This window comes from Lysinibacillus sp. AR18-8 (assembly GCF_001705465.1).
Taxonomy (GTDB): Bacteria; Bacillota; Bacilli; order Bacillales_A; family Planococcaceae; genus Lysinibacillus; species Lysinibacillus capsici.
Map to the genome: position 1 here is coordinate 54,657 of NZ_MDGU01000003.1, position 21,018 is coordinate 75,674.

16 protein-coding genes are annotated in these 21,018 nt (G+C 38.6%); 2 read left to right on the forward strand and 14 right to left on the reverse strand.

The annotated features are described in order from the left end of the window. The 3 genes from addB to BFM98_RS01040 all read right to left on the reverse strand — a co-directional run bounded on the left by addB (position 1) and on the right by BFM98_RS01040 (position 5,038). Complete coding sequence (gene addB / locus BFM98_RS01030; protein ID WP_066036280.1) at positions 1 to 3,510, reverse strand: helicase-exonuclease AddAB subunit AddB; 3,510 nt, start codon at positions 3,508 to 3,510, stop codon at positions 1 to 3. A gap of 326 nt (positions 3,511 to 3,836) precedes the next feature. Continuing rightward, the gene (locus tag BFM98_RS01035; protein WP_004227497.1) at positions 3,837 to 4,475 is read right to left on the reverse strand and encodes a TVP38/TMEM64 family protein; all 639 of its coding nucleotides are present in this window, start codon (positions 4,473 to 4,475) and stop codon (positions 3,837 to 3,839) included. Between the two features lie 11 nt (positions 4,476 to 4,486). Then, complete coding sequence (locus BFM98_RS01040; RefSeq protein ID WP_048392043.1) at positions 4,487 to 5,038, reverse strand: helix-turn-helix domain-containing protein; 552 nt, start codon at positions 5,036 to 5,038, stop codon at positions 4,487 to 4,489. 124 nt (positions 5,039 to 5,162) lie between these two features. Between BFM98_RS01040 and BFM98_RS01045 the strand changes: the two genes are divergently transcribed. Both BFM98_RS01045 and BFM98_RS01050 read left to right on the forward strand, forming a co-directional pair. After that, positions 5,163 to 5,897: an AzlC family ABC transporter permease gene (locus BFM98_RS01045; protein WP_066036281.1), complete on the forward strand. Its 735-nt coding sequence runs from the start codon at positions 5,163 to 5,165 to the stop codon at positions 5,895 to 5,897. Continuing rightward, positions 5,894 to 6,220 carry an AzlD domain-containing protein gene (locus BFM98_RS01050; protein ID WP_048392045.1) on the forward strand — a complete coding sequence of 109 codons (327 nt, stop codon included), beginning with the start codon at positions 5,894 to 5,896 and terminating at the stop codon, positions 6,218 to 6,220. Before BFM98_RS01045 ends, BFM98_RS01050 begins: the two co-directional genes overlap by 4 nt. Before the next feature lie 34 nt (positions 6,221 to 6,254). On the opposite strand, the gene BFM98_RS01055 is transcribed toward BFM98_RS01050, so the two are convergent. The 11 genes from BFM98_RS01055 to uvrB all read right to left on the reverse strand — a co-directional run bounded on the left by BFM98_RS01055 (position 6,255) and on the right by uvrB (position 20,802). After that, the gene (locus BFM98_RS01055) at positions 6,255 to 6,476 is read right to left on the reverse strand and encodes a DUF2198 family protein (RefSeq protein WP_004227503.1); all 222 of its coding nucleotides are present in this window, start codon (positions 6,474 to 6,476) and stop codon (positions 6,255 to 6,257) included. Continuing rightward, positions 6,476 to 7,657, reverse strand: coding sequence for a PDZ domain-containing protein (locus BFM98_RS01060; RefSeq protein WP_066036282.1), 1,182 nt, complete (start codon positions 7,655 to 7,657; stop codon positions 6,476 to 6,478). Before BFM98_RS01060 ends, BFM98_RS01055 begins: the two co-directional genes overlap by 1 nt. Before the next feature lie 122 nt (positions 7,658 to 7,779). After that, positions 7,780 to 9,222, reverse strand: coding sequence for a S41 family peptidase (locus BFM98_RS01065; protein WP_048392047.1), 1,443 nt, complete (start codon positions 9,220 to 9,222; stop codon positions 7,780 to 7,782). Positions 9,223 to 9,443: 221 nt separating this feature from the next. After that, positions 9,444 to 10,031, reverse strand: coding sequence for a redoxin domain-containing protein (locus BFM98_RS01070; protein ID WP_048392048.1), 588 nt, complete (start codon positions 10,029 to 10,031; stop codon positions 9,444 to 9,446). Continuing rightward, a complete protein-coding gene (locus BFM98_RS01075; protein WP_066036283.1) occupies positions 10,028 to 10,660 on the reverse strand; it encodes a hypothetical protein in 633 nt (210 codons plus the stop codon). Before BFM98_RS01075 ends, BFM98_RS01070 begins: the two co-directional genes overlap by 4 nt. A 653-nt stretch (positions 10,661 to 11,313) precedes the next feature. After that, a complete protein-coding gene (locus tag BFM98_RS01085) occupies positions 11,314 to 12,621 on the reverse strand; it encodes a murein hydrolase activator EnvC family protein (RefSeq protein WP_048392050.1) in 1,308 nt (435 codons plus the stop codon). Between the two features lie 53 nt (positions 12,622 to 12,674). Next, complete coding sequence (gene ftsX, locus BFM98_RS01090) at positions 12,675 to 13,559, reverse strand: permease-like cell division protein FtsX (RefSeq protein WP_004227513.1); 885 nt, start codon at positions 13,557 to 13,559, stop codon at positions 12,675 to 12,677. Next, complete coding sequence (gene ftsE, locus BFM98_RS01095) at positions 13,549 to 14,235, reverse strand: cell division ATP-binding protein FtsE (protein WP_016991524.1); 687 nt, start codon at positions 14,233 to 14,235, stop codon at positions 13,549 to 13,551. Before ftsE ends, ftsX begins: the two co-directional genes overlap by 11 nt. Positions 14,236 to 14,476: 241 nt before the next feature. After that, positions 14,477 to 15,664: a DUF4097 family beta strand repeat-containing protein gene (locus BFM98_RS01100; protein WP_066036284.1), complete on the reverse strand. Its 1,188-nt coding sequence runs from the start codon at positions 15,662 to 15,664 to the stop codon at positions 14,477 to 14,479. A 283-nt stretch (positions 15,665 to 15,947) separates the two neighbouring features. After that, positions 15,948 to 18,815, reverse strand: a complete 2,868-nt coding sequence (gene uvrA / locus BFM98_RS01105) for an excinuclease ABC subunit UvrA (RefSeq protein ID WP_066036285.1) — start codon at positions 18,813 to 18,815, stop codon at positions 15,948 to 15,950. Between the two features lie 7 nt (positions 18,816 to 18,822). Next, positions 18,823 to 20,802: an excinuclease ABC subunit UvrB gene (gene uvrB / locus BFM98_RS01110; protein WP_066036286.1), complete on the reverse strand. Its 1,980-nt coding sequence runs from the start codon at positions 20,800 to 20,802 to the stop codon at positions 18,823 to 18,825. Positions 20,803 to 21,018 lie beyond the last annotated feature (216 nt).

The window sequence follows — 21,018 nt, forward strand, 5'->3', positions numbered from 1 at the left end:
CTATTCTATCTCCTTCCGAATTTTATCGACAATATCATTCGGCTTTGCTTGCATTAATTGACGATAGCTTTGTTTACCATCTGATGGATCAAATTGGCAAACCGCAGCAAATTGACAATAATCACATGCCGTTTTAGCTTTTAATTTATAGGGGCTAATGGCCGTATCACCAGATAAGATACCATTCCCTGCCTCCTGATGTTTACGACGAACAAAATGCTGCAACTTTTTCATATCATTGACAGGAACTATACGCGATTGTGATTCTGACGGTGTTCCATCTTTTTTCATATAGACAGGAATGATTTTTGAATGTCCACTACTTTCTTCTAATTGCTCGTCCATTGATAAAATCGCTTCAGCATTTTCAGATAGCAAACCTTTCATTTTATACTGCTTTAAACGATCCTCTTCTATTTCACTGTCCGTCAAATCTTTATCCAGCTTCAGCATCGGATTATGGACATGGACATACAGTACCCCTGCTGGCTCTGCTTCACCTGATAGCCAGTATGAACTATTTTCCATTGCAACATCTAAATACGTTAGGACCTGTAAGGATAATCCGTAATAAACCTCATTTAAATCAAGGTCACGAGCTGAGGATTTATAGTCGACAATCCGCAAATAAGAGCGGTCATCTATCGTTGCACTATCCACTCTATCAATACGTCCACGCATAAACATTTTCTTACCACCAGTCAAATCAATCTCTAATGGTGGTAGCTGTTCATGTTGTCCAGGACCAAACGATGCCTCAATTGCAATTGGTTTGAAGTGTGATACATTTGCATGCTGTGTCAGTGCTGTCATTGTACGCTCAACAATTCGAATTAGCTTACGCTGAATATAGCGATAGCGGGCACTGGATAATAGGATTTGATGGGAAAAGACTGGAACAATTTGTTCTACTGCTTGACGTGCTAATTGTTTAATTTGCTTTGTTGTTAAACGAATCCAAGATAATTGCTGACGATGTGTTTCCTCTGTAATCCACTTTAATGCCTCATGGAATAAATCACCCATTGCAAACGTTTCTAGCCGATACTCAGCTCGTTCTTCAAGACGTAGACCATACGTAGTGAAATGAGAAAAAGGACATCTGAAGTATTTCTCAATTCGCGACACACTGGATGTTAGCTTCTGACCATATAATTCCTGTGTAATATAGGTTTCAAGTGGCTCAGCCTCATTTTTATGGGTAATTGGATAAAGTACGCGGTCGAAAATGAGTGCCCAATACGGATCTTGTGTATAAAATCTTTGTAAAGCTAGCCATTCTGGCGCTAGTTCACGGCTATGTTCAGCTTGACGTAGCTGTACCATTAGATGTGCCAATGCAGTCCTTGGATGGCGTAAATATGGTAAAACATCCCCATCTAGTAATTCTATTGGATCGACTACCACTCGTTCTATCGAAACACCACTTAATAAGCCAGCCTTTTTGTCATTTCCTATTATTTTCTTAATATAAAGTGAGGCTAGAAGTGCCTTGCCTTCCTCATCCGCCGTAGGATAGGTCATATACAATTTGTTAGATGGCGTTGTAATAGCGCGATAGAACAAGAAATTTTCCTGTAATAAACGATTAGTAGAGGTAGGAGCAAGCTCATAGCCAATTTGACTAAACCATTCACGTTCGATATCTGACAACAAGCCCTCATACTCCATCCGAGTTGGATAAACACCATCATTCATTCCTATTACAAAAGCGACTTTGATATTGGATAAACGAGCTAAATCAACAGTAGCCACCATTACTTCATCAAGGGTTGGCGGAATTCTTGAAAATTCTAATGTATCAAAGCCTTCATCAAGAATTTTGGCTGCTTGCTCTACAGACATCTCCTGCTCTCCAAACATATAAACGAATTGGTCAAGAACAGCAATCCATTCATTCCAAGCTTGTTCATGTTCACTTGCAGCTAATGCGTCACCTCGCTCTAGCTCACGATCTTTCATGGCTTGCAGTTTATCATATACCTGTAATGACTCTATAAGTTCAAATAAAGCAGTCGCAATATCTCTGCCATTTTTGGCGCTATCAAGCTTGTCTTGTAAAAGTTTTAGAGGTTGGCGTATTTCATCTCGAATGGCCTCGATTTCTGCCTGCATTGCACGCTCTTCATCTGTTTGTACACGCGAATGGAATTCTAGACCTCGATATTTTTTATAAAACCAACGTGCCTCCTCAAACCATCGTTCACCATAGATGCCTTGTGCCAAGCAATAATTTTCTAATCGATCTGCTCGCTCACGCCAAATTGTTAGCTCAGCTTGTAATGGGAAAAACAAATCGGTTTTGACACTACGAAAAACTGGCTCATATTTCCAATTCGAGGTCATAACCTCCAAGGCTGAACGACTTAGCTCTATTAATGGATGATGTAGCATTGTCTTTTTTGTATTTGTAAAAATAGGAATTTCATATTGTTGGAAAATACTTGTAATAAGTGGATCGTAGAGATCTGCTTGTCTATACAAAAGTACGATATCCTGATAGCGAAAACCGTCTTCTCTTGTCAGTTTTGTTATTTCCCGGGCAATCGCATGTATCTCTGCTCGACGATTTGATGCTTCAAGCACGGTTACATCTCCTGAAGTTTTTATCGTTTGAGGCTCCAAATCAGCAAACTTTGCCTCCACATGCTGTAAATCTTTAGAATGAAATCTTTGAGTCTTATAAAAATGTAATGGTAATTCAACATCAATGCCCTCTTCTTTTGCTATATCATGAAGACGTTGATTCGTTAACGCTGCTTCATGGAATAAAGCTTGTTCATCAAAGGCTTCATCCATATGATCAAAGGGAAGGACGACAGTTACTTGCTTCGTTACCTTTAACAATTCACGAACCAGTTCTAACTCTCGCACAGTGAAGGCGGTGAAACCATCAATATAGATGGTCGCTTGCTTCATCGTTTCTGCATACTTCAGTTGCTCCGTTAAAATCGGATAATAGCCCTCGCTGTCAACATAGGTCGTACCAAGTCGTTCCTCCAATGCCTGCAAAACGACATGTAAATCATTCGCTTTCGCCTGCAATGTATTAGGTGCATCTATTGCCTTTAACGATTCCGTTACCTCTGCCAAGACTGAGCTATTGACGCTATAGCGACTAAATTCTCTTAAAAGGGTTTCAATTTCCTCCGTAAAGCCACGTTTTCCTGCTGCTTGTCGAAATAAGGAAAACTCGCTTTTTTGTTCCTCCAAAAGTTTACGTATAAGCATTCGATACCCATAGCCATTCACTTCTTTACGAGCAATACCTCCTGTTTCCTGTAAAACCAACCATGCTAAACGTTTAAACGTCATCACCTGTGCTCGAATCAAGCCTTGTAAACCATGCTTATTTGTCAGCTCATATTCCGTAGAATAAGACATTTGGTCAGGCACTATAATGAAAATTGGATGTCCCAATGGATCTGTCTTTAATTGCTCAACAATTTCCTGATGAATAAATGCTGATTTCCCTGTTCCCGAACGTCCTGAAACAATACGCAATGTCATTTACTTTCCCCCTCCTCATTAACTTGCTGTTGCGGGTGTCTCTTTTAATGAAATAAAAATTTGTACTTTTATTTGAGCGATTCTTTCGCTGAATTGATTACTTCTTATCTATTTTGGAGCGGCTTCTCCAGACTATTGATCGTTTCTCATCTATGGTGGAGCAGTTTTCCCAGCCTACTAAAAACAACATAAATCATCCATCTTAAATTCTATCGAAAAAAACTAGTAAATACTATCTATCAACCTTCACCTACCTATAAAAAGGTTTATTTATTACACAAAAAAGCAGCCTCTTCACATAATGAAAGAGGCTACAGTTTATTTACTTAACTGGCATGGTGGTCCTGCTTTTTCGTCAAATTTCGCGCTTGCTTTAAATCTCTTTCTACACGGGCATTCAAACGCTTCTCTATCAACTTACCGACCCACCACAAAATAACAATGGCCACAGCTGCAATTATCAATCTCACTGGACTTGTCAAGAGTGATTTTAGATCATAGCCCAATACACTCATACCTAAAATCATGACAAACTTTCCTGCAAGTAAAACGATCAAGTAAAATTTTTTATGGATATGTGACAATCCCGCTACAATATTGACAATCACAGATGGTGTAAAAGGGAAGCAGAGGAGGACAAAAAGAGGGCTGATGCCATTCATATCCACCCATTTAATAAGCTTCTGTACTTTTTTACTACCTGTTAAAAATTGTAATCTTGGATGTTTGCCAAAATGACGCACAAGTAAGAAAACCGCATAGGAGCCAGCTACAGAGCCTAGCCAAGATAATAGAAATCCTAGCCATAAGCCGAATGCACTGGCATTCGCCACAACGAATACGACTAATGGTAGGAATGGTAAAAACGCCTCTAAAAACGGGAGCAGTAAACCAATGATTGGGCCGAACGTTCGATACTGTGCCGCAACCTGTTCAATATTTTCTACAGTAAACCATTCATTCAATATCGACACCTCTATTTATACTGTAAAATTAAATGAAAAATTGTTAACCCTTCTGAAGTATTGCGATATTCATGGGGTTGATGCCCTGAGAATACTAGTGTATCCCCTTCATCTAGTAACTCATGCATGTCTCCAGCAGAAATAACTGCTTGTCCTTTAATAACCATTACAGTTTCCTCTACCCCTTCTGTATGGGCTTCACTCCTACTAACTGCCCCTGGCTCCATTTCAACCTTATAAAACTCCCAGCCTCGCTCTGGATTATACGGAATTATGGAGTAAACACGATAGCGTCCCTCATCCTCATCTACATGTGGTACATCTTTACTGCTATAACGCATGTAATGGGCAGTTGGTGGCTGTAATAATGAAGAGAATGACATACGCATACCCGCTGCAATTTTCCAAATTGTTGAAACAGTTGGATTGGCCTCTCCTTTTTCGATTTGTGCAAGCTGTGCTTTACTGACACCTGTCGCTTTGGCCACATCATCGAGACTTAAATGACGTTGCTGTCTAATTTTCTTTAATTGAAATGCTAAATTTCGACTCATTTGTTCCATCTTTACTCACCAATTTCTATTGTTTATTTTATCAGACATATGTATACTTTAATAAACATCAAGAACTATCAAACAATTCCATCAATAGTATACATGGAAATTATCAAGAAAGGATGACCTATTTATGACAAGTACAACAGAGCTTCAACATGATGACACAACAAGCTCTTCCAATGACAGTTTTTTACAAGGCGTGAAAGATTGCGTGCCTACATTACTCGGTTATATTAGTATAGGACTTGCATTTGGGGTTGTAGGTTCCGCTTCAGGGTTATCTGTCCTTGAAATCGCGCTATTAACGATACTGATTTACGCAGGTTCTGCACAATTTATTTTTTGTGCACTTCTTTTAACAAGTAGCCCTGCCTCTGCTATCATTGTAACCATTTTCGTAGTGAATCTACGCCATTTATTAATGAGTTTAACATTAGCACCTCATTTTACGCGCTACTCCATGCTTAGAAATGTTGGCTTTGGTACATTATTAACGGATGAAACCTTTGGTGTAGCAGTCACAAAGCAAATGCAAACAGGTAAATTATATGGTAAATGGATGGATGGGTTAAATATAACAGCCTATATCTTCTGGATTCTTTCCTGTGTTACGGGTGCCTTTTTAGGACAGTGGGTAGCAAATCCTGAAAAATGGGGTTTAGATTTTGCCTTGGTTGCCATGTTTGTTGCACTTTTAGTTTTGCAATTGAGCAGTGTTGGTAAAAGTAAAATCATGCATTATATCAAGTTAATTGGCTATATGGCGGTTATTATGTACGGTCTTTCTTATTTAGTCCCTTCACATGTGGCTGTGCTACTGGCAACCGTGATTGTCGCAACAATTGGGGTGGTGACAGATAAATGACAACAACTTCTTATATGGTCTGGCTTATTATCGGCTGCGCACTTGTAACATGGCTACCGCGTGTCATTCCATTTATTTTTGTGCGTAGTGTAACACTACCTGATGTTGTGCTAAAATGGCTTAGTTTTATTCCTGTTTGTATATTAAGTGCTCTTGTCATTGAAAATTTAATAGATACTGAAAGCGGCAAAGTAGTGACACTTGATTGGCCAGTCTTTATTACATTTGTTCCTACTCTTATTATTGCCCTTGTCACAAAAAGCTTATCGATTACAGTAGTTGCAGGAGTAATCATTATGGCAGCAGTGCGATTTTTCATGTAAAAAGGTCAGTCCTATTGCCTGGACTGACCTTTCCTTATTTATTCATTTTACTTGCTAGCCAAAAGCCTACTGTTAATGAAAATGCATCGATAACGAAAATAATAGGTGGGGATGTATAGCCTGCATATACAGAGGCAGCAATAAGTGCAATGGCTAATAATAATGCAACATAGCGGTTATAGGTAATTCTAGTGAATAGTAATACCAATAAAGCTGGTATGAATAATGCTAGCATCATTTTCCCAAAAACGTCCATTATACTTCCCTCGGCTCAGCTAATAATAATCCAATACGGTAATGATCATTGCTATAAATCACATGTTGTGTTAAACGTAATTCATTGTTTCGGTCTAAAACCTCTAGACGACAATGAGCTGCATTTAATTGCAGTGCTTCATATAACTCATTTTCTGTAAAAATTGACACACCATTTACTTTGCGGATACATTCTCCTGCAAGTAAGCCCATCTTCTCAGCAGGTGAATCAGGAAGAACGGCTGCAATAATAGCCCCCTTCGTACTTGGCGCAACTGCATAATGATCTGTTTTTTCCTGTTGTGCAAAGTAGATAGCAATTATAATGCGGATAATTACACCAACAGCAAGTGTAATGAAGCCAATCACAGGCTCAAAATATGCAGCCAATCCTCCTATTAAAATAAGCTGTCCTAGTAAAAAGACAGGTCGGCCAATTTTTGGATACATGTAAGCTGGTAATTCCTTTCTTGTCAGTTTAGTAAAGCCAATGACAAGTGGAAATAACACAAGTGCAAAGCTATTATGACCTATCGTAAACTGTGGCCAATATGGGAATATAGCCGAGATCGCATCACCAGGAATAACAAAGAAAATAGGTAATACCCATACATTTTTTGACCGATAGACAATTGCCTGCATACCCCGCTTCGTTTTCTCAATACAAGGTGTTGTAACCTTCATCGCCATACGTCGAATTAATAGCCCTTCTGCAATAACACAAAGGCCCGCAAGAATGGTAATTGTCACAATTGCGCCACTCTCTAAATGGACATCCTCTACTGAAATTTTCCACCAGGAAAATGACCAATTGTAATAGGACATACCCCATATGGCAAGTGTGGCAATCCCCATTGTCAAAATAGGCGACATTGCATTCATGACAAACAAGATAAGTGCTACTATAGAAACTGCCGTTAAAATGATTAAAAATTCCTTTGGGACAGTTAGACCTGCTCCAATACTAATGATAGAAATAATTAGTGCATAGAGCCACCCATCTTTCCATTGTCCGATTAGCTCCGTCCAGCCCCAAATAATACGTCTATTAAAATATTTACGCTCCTGTTTTACTCGACGATAACCTAAAATAATAGCAAATATTATGACTATATATAGTAATGGGTTGAGTAAAAAGCGGCCAATCGCTGTTACAATTTCTATTAATATCTCACTAACCATACGAACACCCGCCATTTCTATCTTGAATACTATGAATTTATTGTATCAAAGGACTACACGCTTGCGTAGTACAAACTCATAGAAAGCTTTGTATTATGGTATTTTTGTTCTGTCTGCGAGTTTTATTGGTCAATCGTATGCAGTAAAAAACTAGTGGCCATTTGGAATTGTTGGTCATTTTGACGATCGGCTTTAAAATCCTTTAACGTTTCGTTTAAACTATTAAAGAAAGTCGTGTCCATATAAAATTCATCTTCTGCTAGCTTTAATTTTTTCTGTTTACGATAAAGATTAACGGCCTCTGCGGTCGTTTCATCCATATAGCCATCTAAACGATCGATTTGATAGCCTAGTTTCTGCAAGGCGTTTTGTGAATAGGAAATCTCTTCACTCATATCACCCACTTTAAACTTACCTGTTAGTGGATGAAGTTGAAAAGCAAATAATTCATTTTGCTCAATCATTAAACTAGCTTCAATGCCCTGCCCATGAATCCATTCACGTTTTGGTGTTAGCCATTTGTTGGTTGATAATTTAAGCTCGCCGCCATTGGAAAGCTCCCAAGATTCTTGTACAGTCCCTTTTCCAAAGCTCTTAACCCCAACAAGTGAAGCGCGTCCCCAGCCTTTTAAAGCTCCGCTCAATACTTCACTAGCAGATGCACTACCTTGATTTTGCAAAACAACAATTGGAATTTTATTCATCGTTTCTATATATTTTTCATCAAAGCCTTTTGTTTGCGTTTTTAATGGTTCCATAGCACCTTCCGCATTTTGCATATATGCAAATACTTTGCCATTGTCCAATACTGTGCTCAGTAGCGCTGCGACGCTATGTAAATAACCACCTGGATTATCCCGTACATCGATCACAATTCCTTCCACATCTTTACGAAGTAATTTACTCGTTTCTGCCACCCATTCATTGGCGGTTTTTTCACCGAATAATGAGATCACTACATAGCCAATAGCTGTATCTTCTACCTTCACTACCTCACTAGTTACCGTTTTATTGGAAATTGCTGCTCGCTCCATCGTCATCTTAATATGCTTATCTTCACTTGGACGATAGACAACAATGGTTACTTTCGTTCCCTTTTCACCTTGAATTAAATGCATTAATTCACTCATCGTTTTCCCATCAATCCGTACCCCATCAACTTGTACAATTTCATCGAGTGAACGCATGCCTGCTTTCTCTGCTGGTGATGAGCGAACAGGTGACACAACAATAAACTTCCCTTTATTTTCGGTTAGTTCAATACCGATGCCTACTCGTTCCTCAGCTAGCATTTGCCGATGTTGCTCAGCCTCTTCCTTGGAGTAATACGTACTATAAGGGTCTTTAATGGCATCAGCCATCCCACGAAGAGCCCCTTCCACTAATTCATCCTTTTTTGTACTGTATACTGATTTTTCTTCAATGATTGTCATAGCCTCACCAATAGTATCAACCTCCGTAACAGGCTCCTTTTTATCGCCAATATTAAACCAATCAAAGTAAATACCACTGCCCACCACCAAACTACTAAGTAGGACTCCGACACCGGCTGTTAATTTGCGCAAATCTTCCCTCCTCCGTCTCTTTTACTGTATGACTCTATTTTTTCAAACATACAAAATTACCTTTCAAATTTGTTAAGAGAGAATATTTCACTTTACACATGGATGTTGGCTGTTGATTCGCACGGATATACCTTGGTTCCCGCGAGTATTCATCTTGATTTCATGAAAAATAAAAAAATCTGCTTGTTTCCACTATAGAAAACGAGCAGATTTTTTATAAATCAATCTAGTGCATCTACATAATCATTTAACATATCCACGTCCATTGGTCCTCTGATGGCGCGTTGAATGAGGCCCTTGGAATCAATAAAATAAGTGGTTGGAATCGTGATGACTTGATAATTCAAGCCAGCTTCATTGTCAGGGTCCAATAAAATAGGGAACGTTAGCTCAAAGCTATCTCTAAATGTCATCACTGTGTCCACTTTGGCATCAGCGGTCACATCACGTTCGGCTTCTGTTAAATTGACCGCTATAATTTCAACGTTTTTCTCTTTTGCATACTCATCATAGAAGCTTTGCATATGAGGCATTTCCGCCTTACAAGGTGGGCACCATGTCGCCCAGAAATTTAAAACGACTTTTTTTCCACGAAGATCGCTTAACGTGATATCTTCCCCGTCTAAGCTTGTTAAGGTGAAATCAGGCGGTATATCCCCTTTGCTTAAGCCGGTTTCTAGCTCCTCCATATCCTTACCTAGGGCCGATTTATCAATAGCACGTTCTTCGTCAATTTGTTGTTTTACATATGTACCAATCATCGCAACCACTAATAGCACAACGATCAGCAGTCCAATATTTTTTTTCATTTCTTACCTCCCTCATTGATTCGTTCATGCTGAATAGTTAAGCCCAAACAAAGTAGTATTACACTGACAGCCACAGCTGTTTGCCCTATACCAAGCGGCTGGAAGATAGCCACTATCAAATAGCTAATTGTATAGAGTATGAGAGCTTGTTTCACCGCTATTAATCTCCATAATATGACGAGCGTGACTACACTTAGCACAGCTAATGTTATAACTTCACTCGATGTGTTGTTGTCATTAAATAGCACAGCAAGCATTTGATAAATGGATTGCGTGAGAATAATAGCCCAGTTACCAGCTATCATCTCTTGTTCCTCAAGCTGTAGACTCTGTCGCTTTCTCCATATTTGCAAAGATGCTACAATGACACCGAGAAGAACACCCATTGTTCCGCCATTAAAATAAAGCAATGTAATTGGATTGTTTACTACCGTTTTGAAATCTGTTACAAGCAAACTTAACTTCCAAACAATAATAAAGGTGAAAATGGCATCACTATATAGCTCAGACCACTTTTTAGAAAATTGTAAGCGCAAGATAAGCCACACAATAAAAAAAGTAATAAGTAAAGCGACTGCAGTAGCTGGTAAAGTTAATGTTCGGATTGAGTACCACTCTGTATTTATCAATTCAACGAATCCTCCTCCGAAAGCATAGCATAGAACCTTTTTAAAAAAAGACTATTTCACACTGTTTTAAGAAAATCTTCAGAAATAACAACAATAAAAATACCCCACTAAGTATATATTCATCATAACATTATTTAGAATCTTATAATAGCGATGAAACTTTCAATGGAATATTTCGTAAAATGAGAAAAGGGGAGGAGTTATGCTTTCAAAGCGACTTATACTATGGATTGCTGCTATTTGTCTTAGTATTAGTGTTCTGATGCTGTACTCAGAGTATCGAACAAAGAATTTACTACAAGATTTTTTACTTAATAAAGATCTTCTAGAAATAGTAAATAAGATAACGATTTAGGAAGTTGACAATGGTACCAATAAAAGCTTTGCCATTATCAATCGTGAAAATCCACGATTAGATGTTTGCGTTTAGACTTAAGTACTTTGGAATTAAAAAGAACCTTATTAAATAACAAAAAAGCTGATGTTGTCTTTCAATTGGATCTTACTTATTTTGACCATACATTAAAAATACTGTTCTGCAAAAATGGCTTATTGGCTATTAATGGGCAAACCTATAAGTTGGTGAATGGTGAAACATTCGATGAAATATTAAAAGCTATACACTAGAAAACGCTAGTGTATAGCTTTTATGTTTACAATGGAATATATTTCAGTGGATTTACACTGCCGACTGCTTGTCCTTTCCAAGGACCAATATGCACTTCAAAGTGTAAGTGTGGGCCAGTAGAGCGACCTGTACTACCCATGGCTGCAATTTGCTGACCTTGTGTTACTTCTTGTCCTACACTAACATTAAATGCACTTAAATGTGCATAAACGGTTGTGTAAATTTGTCCATCGATAGAGTGCGTTACAATGACAACATTACCATACGAACTAAGTGGTGCTGCGTAAGAAACAACGCCATCTGCTGCTGCCCATATTGGTGTTCCCGTTGCATTTGCAAGGTCGACACCATAATGGAATTCAGGACCTGCTCCAAGATTTCGCCAACCATATGGTGATGTTAAGCGACCATTCGTTGGTTTTATCCAAGTTCCGTTTGATTGAGGCGCATGGACTGTACCACCAGATGATCCGCCACCATTGTTAGCAGCAGCTGCTGCCGCGGCCGCGGCGGCTGCTTTACGTTTTGCCTCTTGCTGACGTGCAATTTCAGCCAAACGATTTTGTTCAGCAATAATTTGATCTTGCAATTCCTGACTTACTTCCAAAGCCTCTGAGTATTCTTTTTCAAGTAATACCTTTTCTGATTTCAGCTTTTCTTGCTCTTTTTCTAATTGGTCTACTAGTTTATTTTTCTCAGTTTTTTGACTGTCTAATGATGCTTTTAATCGTTCAAGCTCAGCTTTTTTACCTTCTAGGTTTTTACGTTTCTCTTCTACACTTTGCTTTTGCTCTTCTAATTTTTGTTTATCATCTTTTTGATCTTGAATAATTTGACGATCCGCTTCCAATAATGCATTAACTGCAGAGAAACGATCAATAAAGTCTACAAAACTATTAGAGCCTAGCAAAACATCTAAATAACTTACAGAGCCCCCAGCTTGAATGGCACGTGCACGTTCTTGTAACAATAAATCGCGCTCTTCAATTTTATGCAAAAGCTCTTCAATAGAAGCTTCTAACTTTTTAATTTCCTCATTTGTTGCCCGAATATCTGCTTGTACTTTTTTAATATTACTATTAGTTTTGTCGATTTCAGCGTTCAATGCTTGAATTTGATCTAAGATTTGTTGTTGCTTTTCTTGATTAGCTGTAATTGCATTTGATTTATTGCTGATAGATGAATTTAACTGATTCTTCTTTGTTTCAACTTGTTTCTTTTCTTCTTTTAAATCCGATAAACTTGTTGCATATGCTGATGGAGTTTGGATAAAAAGAATTAGAGCAGATGCTGCTGCAAGTGTTTTTAATATGTTTTTCGCCTTACTTTTCACCGATTGAACTCCCCTTCGACTATTCTTTTCTTTTTCACAAATATCCGTTGTGACTAAATTTTTAAAAACTTACGTACTGACATGAAACTTCCCCAAATACCGATCAGTACACCAATGAGTAACAGAAGACCGCTTACCTGATACACAAGTGGAGAAAAATCTAGTAATTGAACAAGCTCTCCTTGTAAACGTGGTGCAATAATTTTATATATATTGTGGTAAAGGGTCGTGACAACCGCAATCGGAATAATTGAACCTAAAATTCCAAGCCACATACCTTCTAATAAGAATGGGATACGCACGAATGAATTTGTAGCCCCTACAAGTTTCATAATTTCTATTTCATCACGTCGAGCTATAATCGTTATACGAATTGTATTCGAAATTAAGAAAATTGCCGTAAATAATAACCCTAAAATAAGTACGATTCCTACATTACGACTAATATTTAAGAAGTTAAATAGTTTTTCAACTTTTCCTTCGCCATACATTACATCATATGTATACTCATATTTATCAATGGTTTTCGCAACTTTTGCTGTTTGCTGTGGATCAGCAGCTTTTACATAAATAACGTTACGTAAAGGGTTACTTTGTTCAAATAGTTTAAAATCATCACCGAAGTCTTTTACTAGCTTGGTTAACTCATCTTCCTTAGTGGAATACGTCATCTCGGAGACACCAGGCAATTTTTTGACTTTTTCGATGAGTGCTTTTTCAGCAGCTTCATCTGCTGTTTCATCAATTAACACTTTAATTTCGACATCATTTTCTAAATCCGTTGCTACTTTATTTAAATTCATCATAATAAGCGCAAAAACACCTACTAGAATGAGCGTAACGGTAACGGCACTGACAGAGGCAATGGTCATCCAGCTATTTCGACCAAGTGATTTGATACTTTCCCGGAAGTGGCGCTTTACTGTACTAAATTTCATAGCCGTATTCACCTCCGTGTTCATCACGGACAATTAAGCCGCCTTCAATTGCAATAACACGACGTCGAATCGTATTTACAATTTCACGGTTGTGGGTTGCCATTACAATCGTTGTCCCACGTGCATTAATTTCCTCAAATAAATTCATAATTTCCCATGATGTTTCAGGGTCAAGATTCCCTGTAGGTTCATCTGCAATCACCACTTTTGGGACATTGACGATTGAACGAGCAATCGATACTCGTTGCTGCTCTCCTCCTGAAAGTTCATTTGGAAACATTCTTGCTTTATGCTTCAATCCAACTAGTTCTAGCACTTCCATAACCCGACGTCGGATTTCATCTGGCTTTTCCTCTATTACTTCAAGCGCAAACGCTACATTCTCATAGACATTCAAACGAGGTAGCAATTTGAAATCTTGGAAAACTACACCAAGTTGACGGCGCAAAAAAGGGACCTTCTTATTCTTTAAAGTTGCTAAATCAATACCATTTACAATTATTTGTCCTGATGTTGCTTTTTCTTCACGGTACATCAATTTAATAAATGTGGATTTCCCTGCCCCACTTGGGCCAACTACATACACAAATTCGCCTTGCTTTATATTAACGGAAATACCATTTGTCGCAACAACACCGTTTGGGTATTTCTTTGTCACATTTTTCATTTCTATCATGATTAAACCACCTAAAACTCTCATCTATGTAAGAGGTATTTCTTTTACTATTATAGCACTCTATTTCTGTTTTTTTATTACAGTTTCATTTCAATCCGTGGCAGTTCCTTCTATTTCATTCTTTCCTTGCCATTATCCTTAAAAATATGACAAAAATAAAACAAGATTTGCCTCTATGTGCTAGGTCGAATCCTGTTTGAAAAGAAAAAGCATTCAAGCTTTACCTTGAATGCTTCTACTGTTAAATTTGTTGTTCATCTGTTGTTGTGTAGCGCACTAAAACAGCACCAGTTTTCGATTCACCTTCTATAAATAGGCGATTCGCATTTTCAACTTCTTTGTCGAAACGGACTACTTTGGATAAGAATTGATCTTGTGACTCCATTTTAGAAACATCCTGGATACCCACATCCACTTTACCGAAATTCGTTACGACTTTACCGCTCAATGAAATTGTTCGTGGGACATATAATTCCACTGCTCCAGCAACTGTTTGAGCTTTAATTTTAGAAGAATTTGTCGAGCATGTTGTTACGACTACATGTCCATTGACAGACTTAGCTTCAACTTCATCCAATGCACCATCCAAATAAACACGCCCATTCAATGTTTCAGCCTCTAAATCCTTACCTCGAACATTCGTTAATTCAATGGAACCATTAGAAGAATCCACTTCAGCTTTTCCAAAATTAAATTTCGTACCTTTAATGGCACCGTTTAACGTTTTCACTTTTAATTCTTCAAATTCTGTATCCTGTAATGAAACACTACCATTCATTAGACGAACAGATAATTTTTCAAGTTTATCCTTTGGTACTAGCACCTTCACATTGACTTGAACAAGCTTTAATTGGCTCAAAATACGAAGTGATTGCGCTTCCTCTTTCACAACAAATTGCTCTAAGAAGTGATTACGAGTTTCTTCTTCACTTTCGTTCATCAAAGGTGCCTTTACCTTGCAAATCACCTGAATAGTTTCTCCTTCACTGGATTCCAATGAGAAGTTACCATTCGGTAATTCAACAATAATATTGTCCACATTGGCAGCAGCCACTTCTTCTGTATGGGTAAATTCAATTTTATCTCCAAATGGAGAAGCTACATCAAATTCCTTTACCTTTTTAACAGCCGTATTCATCATATCCATAAAAAGAGAACCGATTTGCGTTAAATCCTTACGAAAATCCTGCATTTCATCTTGGAAGTATTTCATAAAATCATCTTTTTTCTTGTCACCATCTTTTGATTTTTCTTCAAATAATGGCTCTTTTTCATTTGAAAAGGATTGCGTCTCTTTCGACACATCATTCATAACATGTTGAGTAGACTTGCCAGGTTGCTCTAATGCTTCTAATAATGTAATCGCCTCTTGTGCCGAAATTGTTCCTTTTTCTACAAGTTCTAAAATTCGTTGACGTTCATTTTGCATAAATAAATAGCCTCCCTCAGTTCGTTATACTATTTATACGATTCATCATGTGAAAAGTTTCACTGCAAAATTGAATAAATTGGGTCTTTTCATTTCAACATCGACAGGCTTTTACCTGTGAAGATTTTATTGCTCGTTTTTTAGATTAGTTGGATCACTTCCGGCCTCTGTTTGAGTGGGTTCTTCACATTTCGAATCATTTTCAATCTGGATTGAGCGACTTTCCCCAATTTAAGATCACCTTTCAATCCAGATTAATCATTTCCGTTCGAATGTAAAACCCTTAAGACTTAGTAGCTTCTGCTAGCAATGCATCCATTCTCATACGATCACGTTCCAGAATTGGTTTTAAGTATTTGCCTGTATAGGAGCCTGCTACTTCTACTACCTCTTCAGGTGTACCAGTTGCAACAATAGTACCACCTTTGTCTCCGCCTTCTGGACCTAAGTCAATGATATAATCAGCTGTTTTAATCACATCCAAGTTATGCTCAATAACTAATACCGAATCACCGTTTTCAACAAGACGCTGCAATACAACAAGTAAACGAGCAATATCATCGGCATGTAATCCTGTCGTAGGTTCATCTAAAATATAGAAAGATTTCCCTGTGGAGCGTCGATGTAATTCAGAGGCTAGTTTTACACGCTGTGCCTCACCGCCCGATAAGGTTGTGGCTGGTTGCCCTAATTTCATATAACCCAACCCCACATCAACAATCGTTTGTAGCTTACGCTGGATCTTTGGAATATTTTCAAAGAACACTACTGCATTTTCAATTGTCATATCGAGAATATCTGCAATACTCTTATCTTTATACTTCACTTCAAGTGTTTCACGGTTATAACGTTTGCCGTGACATACTTCACATGGTACATAAACATCTGGAAGGAAATGCATTTCAATTTTAATAATGCCGTCACCACGACATGCTTCACAACGACCGCCCTTGACATTAAAGCTAAAGCGTCCTTTTTTATAGCCTCGTACCTTTGCTTCATTTGTTGCTGCGAAAACATCGCGAATATCATCAAAAACACCTGTATAAGTTGCTGGGTTTGAACGAGGTGTACGACCAATTGGCGATTGATCAATATCGATTACTTTTTCAAGCTCATCGATACCTGTCACTTCTTTATGCTCGCCAGGCTTAACCTTTGAACGATTCAGCTTCTGTGCCAAAGATTTATATAAAATTTCATTAATCAGTGTAGATTTCCCTGAACCAGACACACCTGTCACTGCTACAAATAAGCCTAATGGAACATCTACTTTAACATTGCGTAAATTATTTTCCTTGGCACCTTTAATGGAGAGCTTTCGGCCATTTGGTTGGCGTCTTTCAATTGGTAAAGGAATAAACTTTCTACCACTTAAATATTGTCCAGTTAAGGATTTTTCATTATTCATAACTTCCTTTGGTGTACCTGCTGCCACAATTTGACCGCCATGGACGCCTGCTCCAGGTCCTACATCGATGAGATAATCTGCTGCAAGCATCGTATCTTCATCATGCTCTACCACAATCAGCGTATTCCCAATGTCACGCATATTTTGTAACGTGCTTATCAGCCGATCATTATCACGCTGGTGCAAACCAATCGAAGGCTCATCTAAAATATAGAGGACTCCTGTTAATCGTGAACCAATTTGCGTAGCAAGGCGAATACGTTGTGCCTCTCCACCAGATAATGTACCTGCTGCACGACTCAATGTTAAATAGTCTAAACCAACATTCACAAGGAAGCCCAATCGTTCTTCGATTTCTCGTAAAACTAATCGAGCAATTTGCATATCCTTTTCAGTGAGGTCAAGCTCTTTGAAGAATGTGTCTGCTTCCTGAATCGAATATTGTGTAACCTCACCGATATGTTTATCTGCTACTTTCACTGCTAGCGTTTCAGGCTTTAAACGATACCCTTTACATGAAGGACAAGCCTGCTGTGCCATATATTTTTCCATCTGCTCACGAACATAATCGGATGTCGTCTCTTTAAAACGACGCTCAACATTGCGCACTACACCTTCAAATTCAATCATTTGATCTCGCACATTGCCAAACTCATTTTCATAATGGAAGTGTATCTTGTCTTTTCCAGAGCCATATAAAACCTTATCCATCTTTTCCTTTGGCAAATCCTTCACAGGCACGTCCATTGGAATATCGTAATGATCACATACAGCTTTTAGTAATTGTGGGTAGTACTGCGAACTAGTTGGCTCCCATGGTGCAATGGCATGCTCTAACAAGGAACGATCCCAATCAGGCACCACTAAATCTAAATCCACCTCTTGTGTTGAACCTAAGCCATCACAACTTGGACAAGCACCAAACGGACTATTAAATGAAAACATACGAGGCTCTAACTCACCAATAGAAAAACCACATAATGGGCAGGCATGATGCTCACTAAATAGTAACTCTTCATGTTCCATCACATCGACAAGCACACGTCCATCTGCTAGACGTAAAGCCGTTTCTAAAGAATCACTCAGACGAGCAGCAATCCCTTCCTTCATAACAACACGGTCCACTACTACTTCGATGGAATGCTTTTTATTTTTATCAAGTTCGATAGCATCATCTAAATCACGCAATTCTCCATCAATTCGTACACGAACAAACCCCTGCTTTTTTAAATCTTCTAGCAGTTTAACATGGGTACCCTTACGTCCAGAAACCATTGGTGCAAGGAGCTGCATCTTAGTTCTCTCAGAATAGGTTAATAAACGATCCACCATTTGCTCAATTGTTTGGGAAGTGATTTCTATACCATGATTTGGACAGATAGGTTTACCAATGCGGGCATAAAGTAAACGTAGGTAATCATAGATTTCCGTTACCGTACCGACAGTAGATCGTGGGTTACGACTTGTCGTTTTTTGATCAATGGAAATAGCAGGCGATAAACCTTCTATCGCATCGACATCTGGCTTATCCATTTGTCCAAGAAATTGACGGGCATAGGCGGAAAGGGACTCAACGTAACGACGCTGGCCCTCCGCATAAATTGTGTCAAATGCTAAAGAAGACTTTCCGGAGCCCGATAATCCTGTTAAAACGACTAATTGGTCACGCGGAATTGTGACATTAATATTTTTTAAATTATGAGCACGTGCACCTTGCACGACGATTTCAGTATTTTTCACAAGTCATTCACCCTTCTACCTTCAATTCAAATATTGTATCTCGTAATTCAGCCGCACGTTCAAAGTCAAGCGCTTTTGCTGCTTCCTTCATTTCGACTTCTAGAGAAGTCAAGAGCTGTTCTCTTTCCGCCTTTGTCAGCTTTTTGCCTTTCGTGGCCTTTGTTACATAGGATTCCTCTTCTTCTGCTACTTGTGTTGCGCGAATCACATCTGGGATTTTCTTAATGATCGTTTGAGGTGTTATGCCATGCTCCTCGTTATAAGCCATTTGTAACGCACGACGACGTTTCGTTTCATCAATTGCCTTTTTCATCGAGTCTGTTACATGGTCTGCATACATAATGACATGACCATTCGCGTTACGAGCAGCACGACCAATGGTTTGAATCAATGAACGCTCTGAACGTAAAAATCCTTCTTTATCAGCATCTAAAATGGCCACAAGGGACACTTCAGGAATATCAAGACCTTCACGCAATAAATTAATACCAATTAGCACATCATACGTTCCTTTGCGTAGCTCACGGATAATTTCAATACGCTCTAGTGTCTTAATTTCTGAATGTAGGTATTCTACTTTTAAGCCCATTTCCTTCAAGTAGGCCGATAAATCCTCAGACATTTTCTTCGTTAGCGTTGTCACTAAAACTCGCTCATCACGCGCAATTCGATCTTGTATTTCATCAATTAAATTATCGATTTGCCCTTCGATAGGACGTACATCAATTAATGGATCTAATAATCCAGTTGGTCGGATAATTTGCTCTACCATTTCTGGTGTATGCTCCAGTTCATAAGGACCTGGTGTGGCTGATACATAAATCGCTTGATGTACGCGGTTTTCATACTCTTCAAAACGTAATGGACGGTTATCTAGAGCAGATGGCAATCGGAAGCCATGTTCTACGAGCACTCCTTTACGTGCTTGGTCACCATTGTACATTCCTCGAACCTGTGGAAGTGTTACGTGACTTTCATCAACCACAAGTAAAAAGTCTTCGGGGAAATAATCTAACAAAGTATATGGAGTAGCACCTGCTTCACGCAATGTTAAATGACGTGAATAGTTTTCAATCCCAGAGCAAAAGCCCATTTCACGCATCATCTCTAAATCATAGCGTGTACGCTGTTCTAAACGCTGTGCCTCTAGTAATTTATCTTCTGCACGTAATAATGCAAGTCGTTCCTCTAATTCTTTTTCAATGTTTTCAATCGCTTTACGCATTTTCTCTTCTCGTGTAACGAAGTGAGATGCAGGGAAAATAGCAACATGCTCTCGATCCGATAAAATCTCTCCCGTTAGTGCATCTACCTCACGAATGCGATCGATTTCATCCCCAAAAAATTCCACACGAATACAATGCTCATCACGAGAGGCTGGGAAGATTTCCACTACATCTCCACGTACCCGAAATGTTCCGCGAGTAAAACTAACATCATTTCGCTCATACTGAACGTCTACAAGCTTGCGCAGTAGCTGATTACGTTCAATTTCCATACCCGTACGAATGGAAACAACCATTTCTCGATATTCTTCGGGAGAACCTAAACCATAGATACAGGACACAGATGCAATAATAATGACATCCTCACGCTCAAACAATGCAGAAGTAGCAGAGTGACGCAGCTTATCAATTTCATCGTTAATGCTAGAGTCTTTTTCTATATAGGTATCTGTCTGCGGTACATAAGCTTCTGGTTGGTAGTAATCATAGTAGCTGACAAAATATTCAACGGCGTTATTTGGGAAGAACTCTTTAAATTCACTATACAACTGGCCAGCTAGTGTTTTATTGTGTGCCATAATTAGTGTTGGTTTTTTGACTTGCTGGATGACATTCGAAATGGTAAACGTCTTACCTGTTCCAGTAGCACCAAGCAATGTTTGATGACGTTTGCCTGCTTTCACACCCTCCACTAATTCCGCAATGGCCTGTGGCTGATCCCCGTTAGGCTGATATGGCGCTTGTAAATCAAATGTTTGCACTCATGTCCCCGTCCTTTCTTCCAATTTGTACATATATTTTAGCATAGCAATATTAAAATTTCGAACATTTAACGAACGAATGTTTGTAAAATTTTTTTTCATCTCTAAAATTTTTATTACATAACAATACAGTCAATTTAACTTGTTACTCTTATAATAGCCGTTTTATTAGGTTTTCAAGCTTCATCGATGGATGGGATTTCCTGTTTTGCTTTA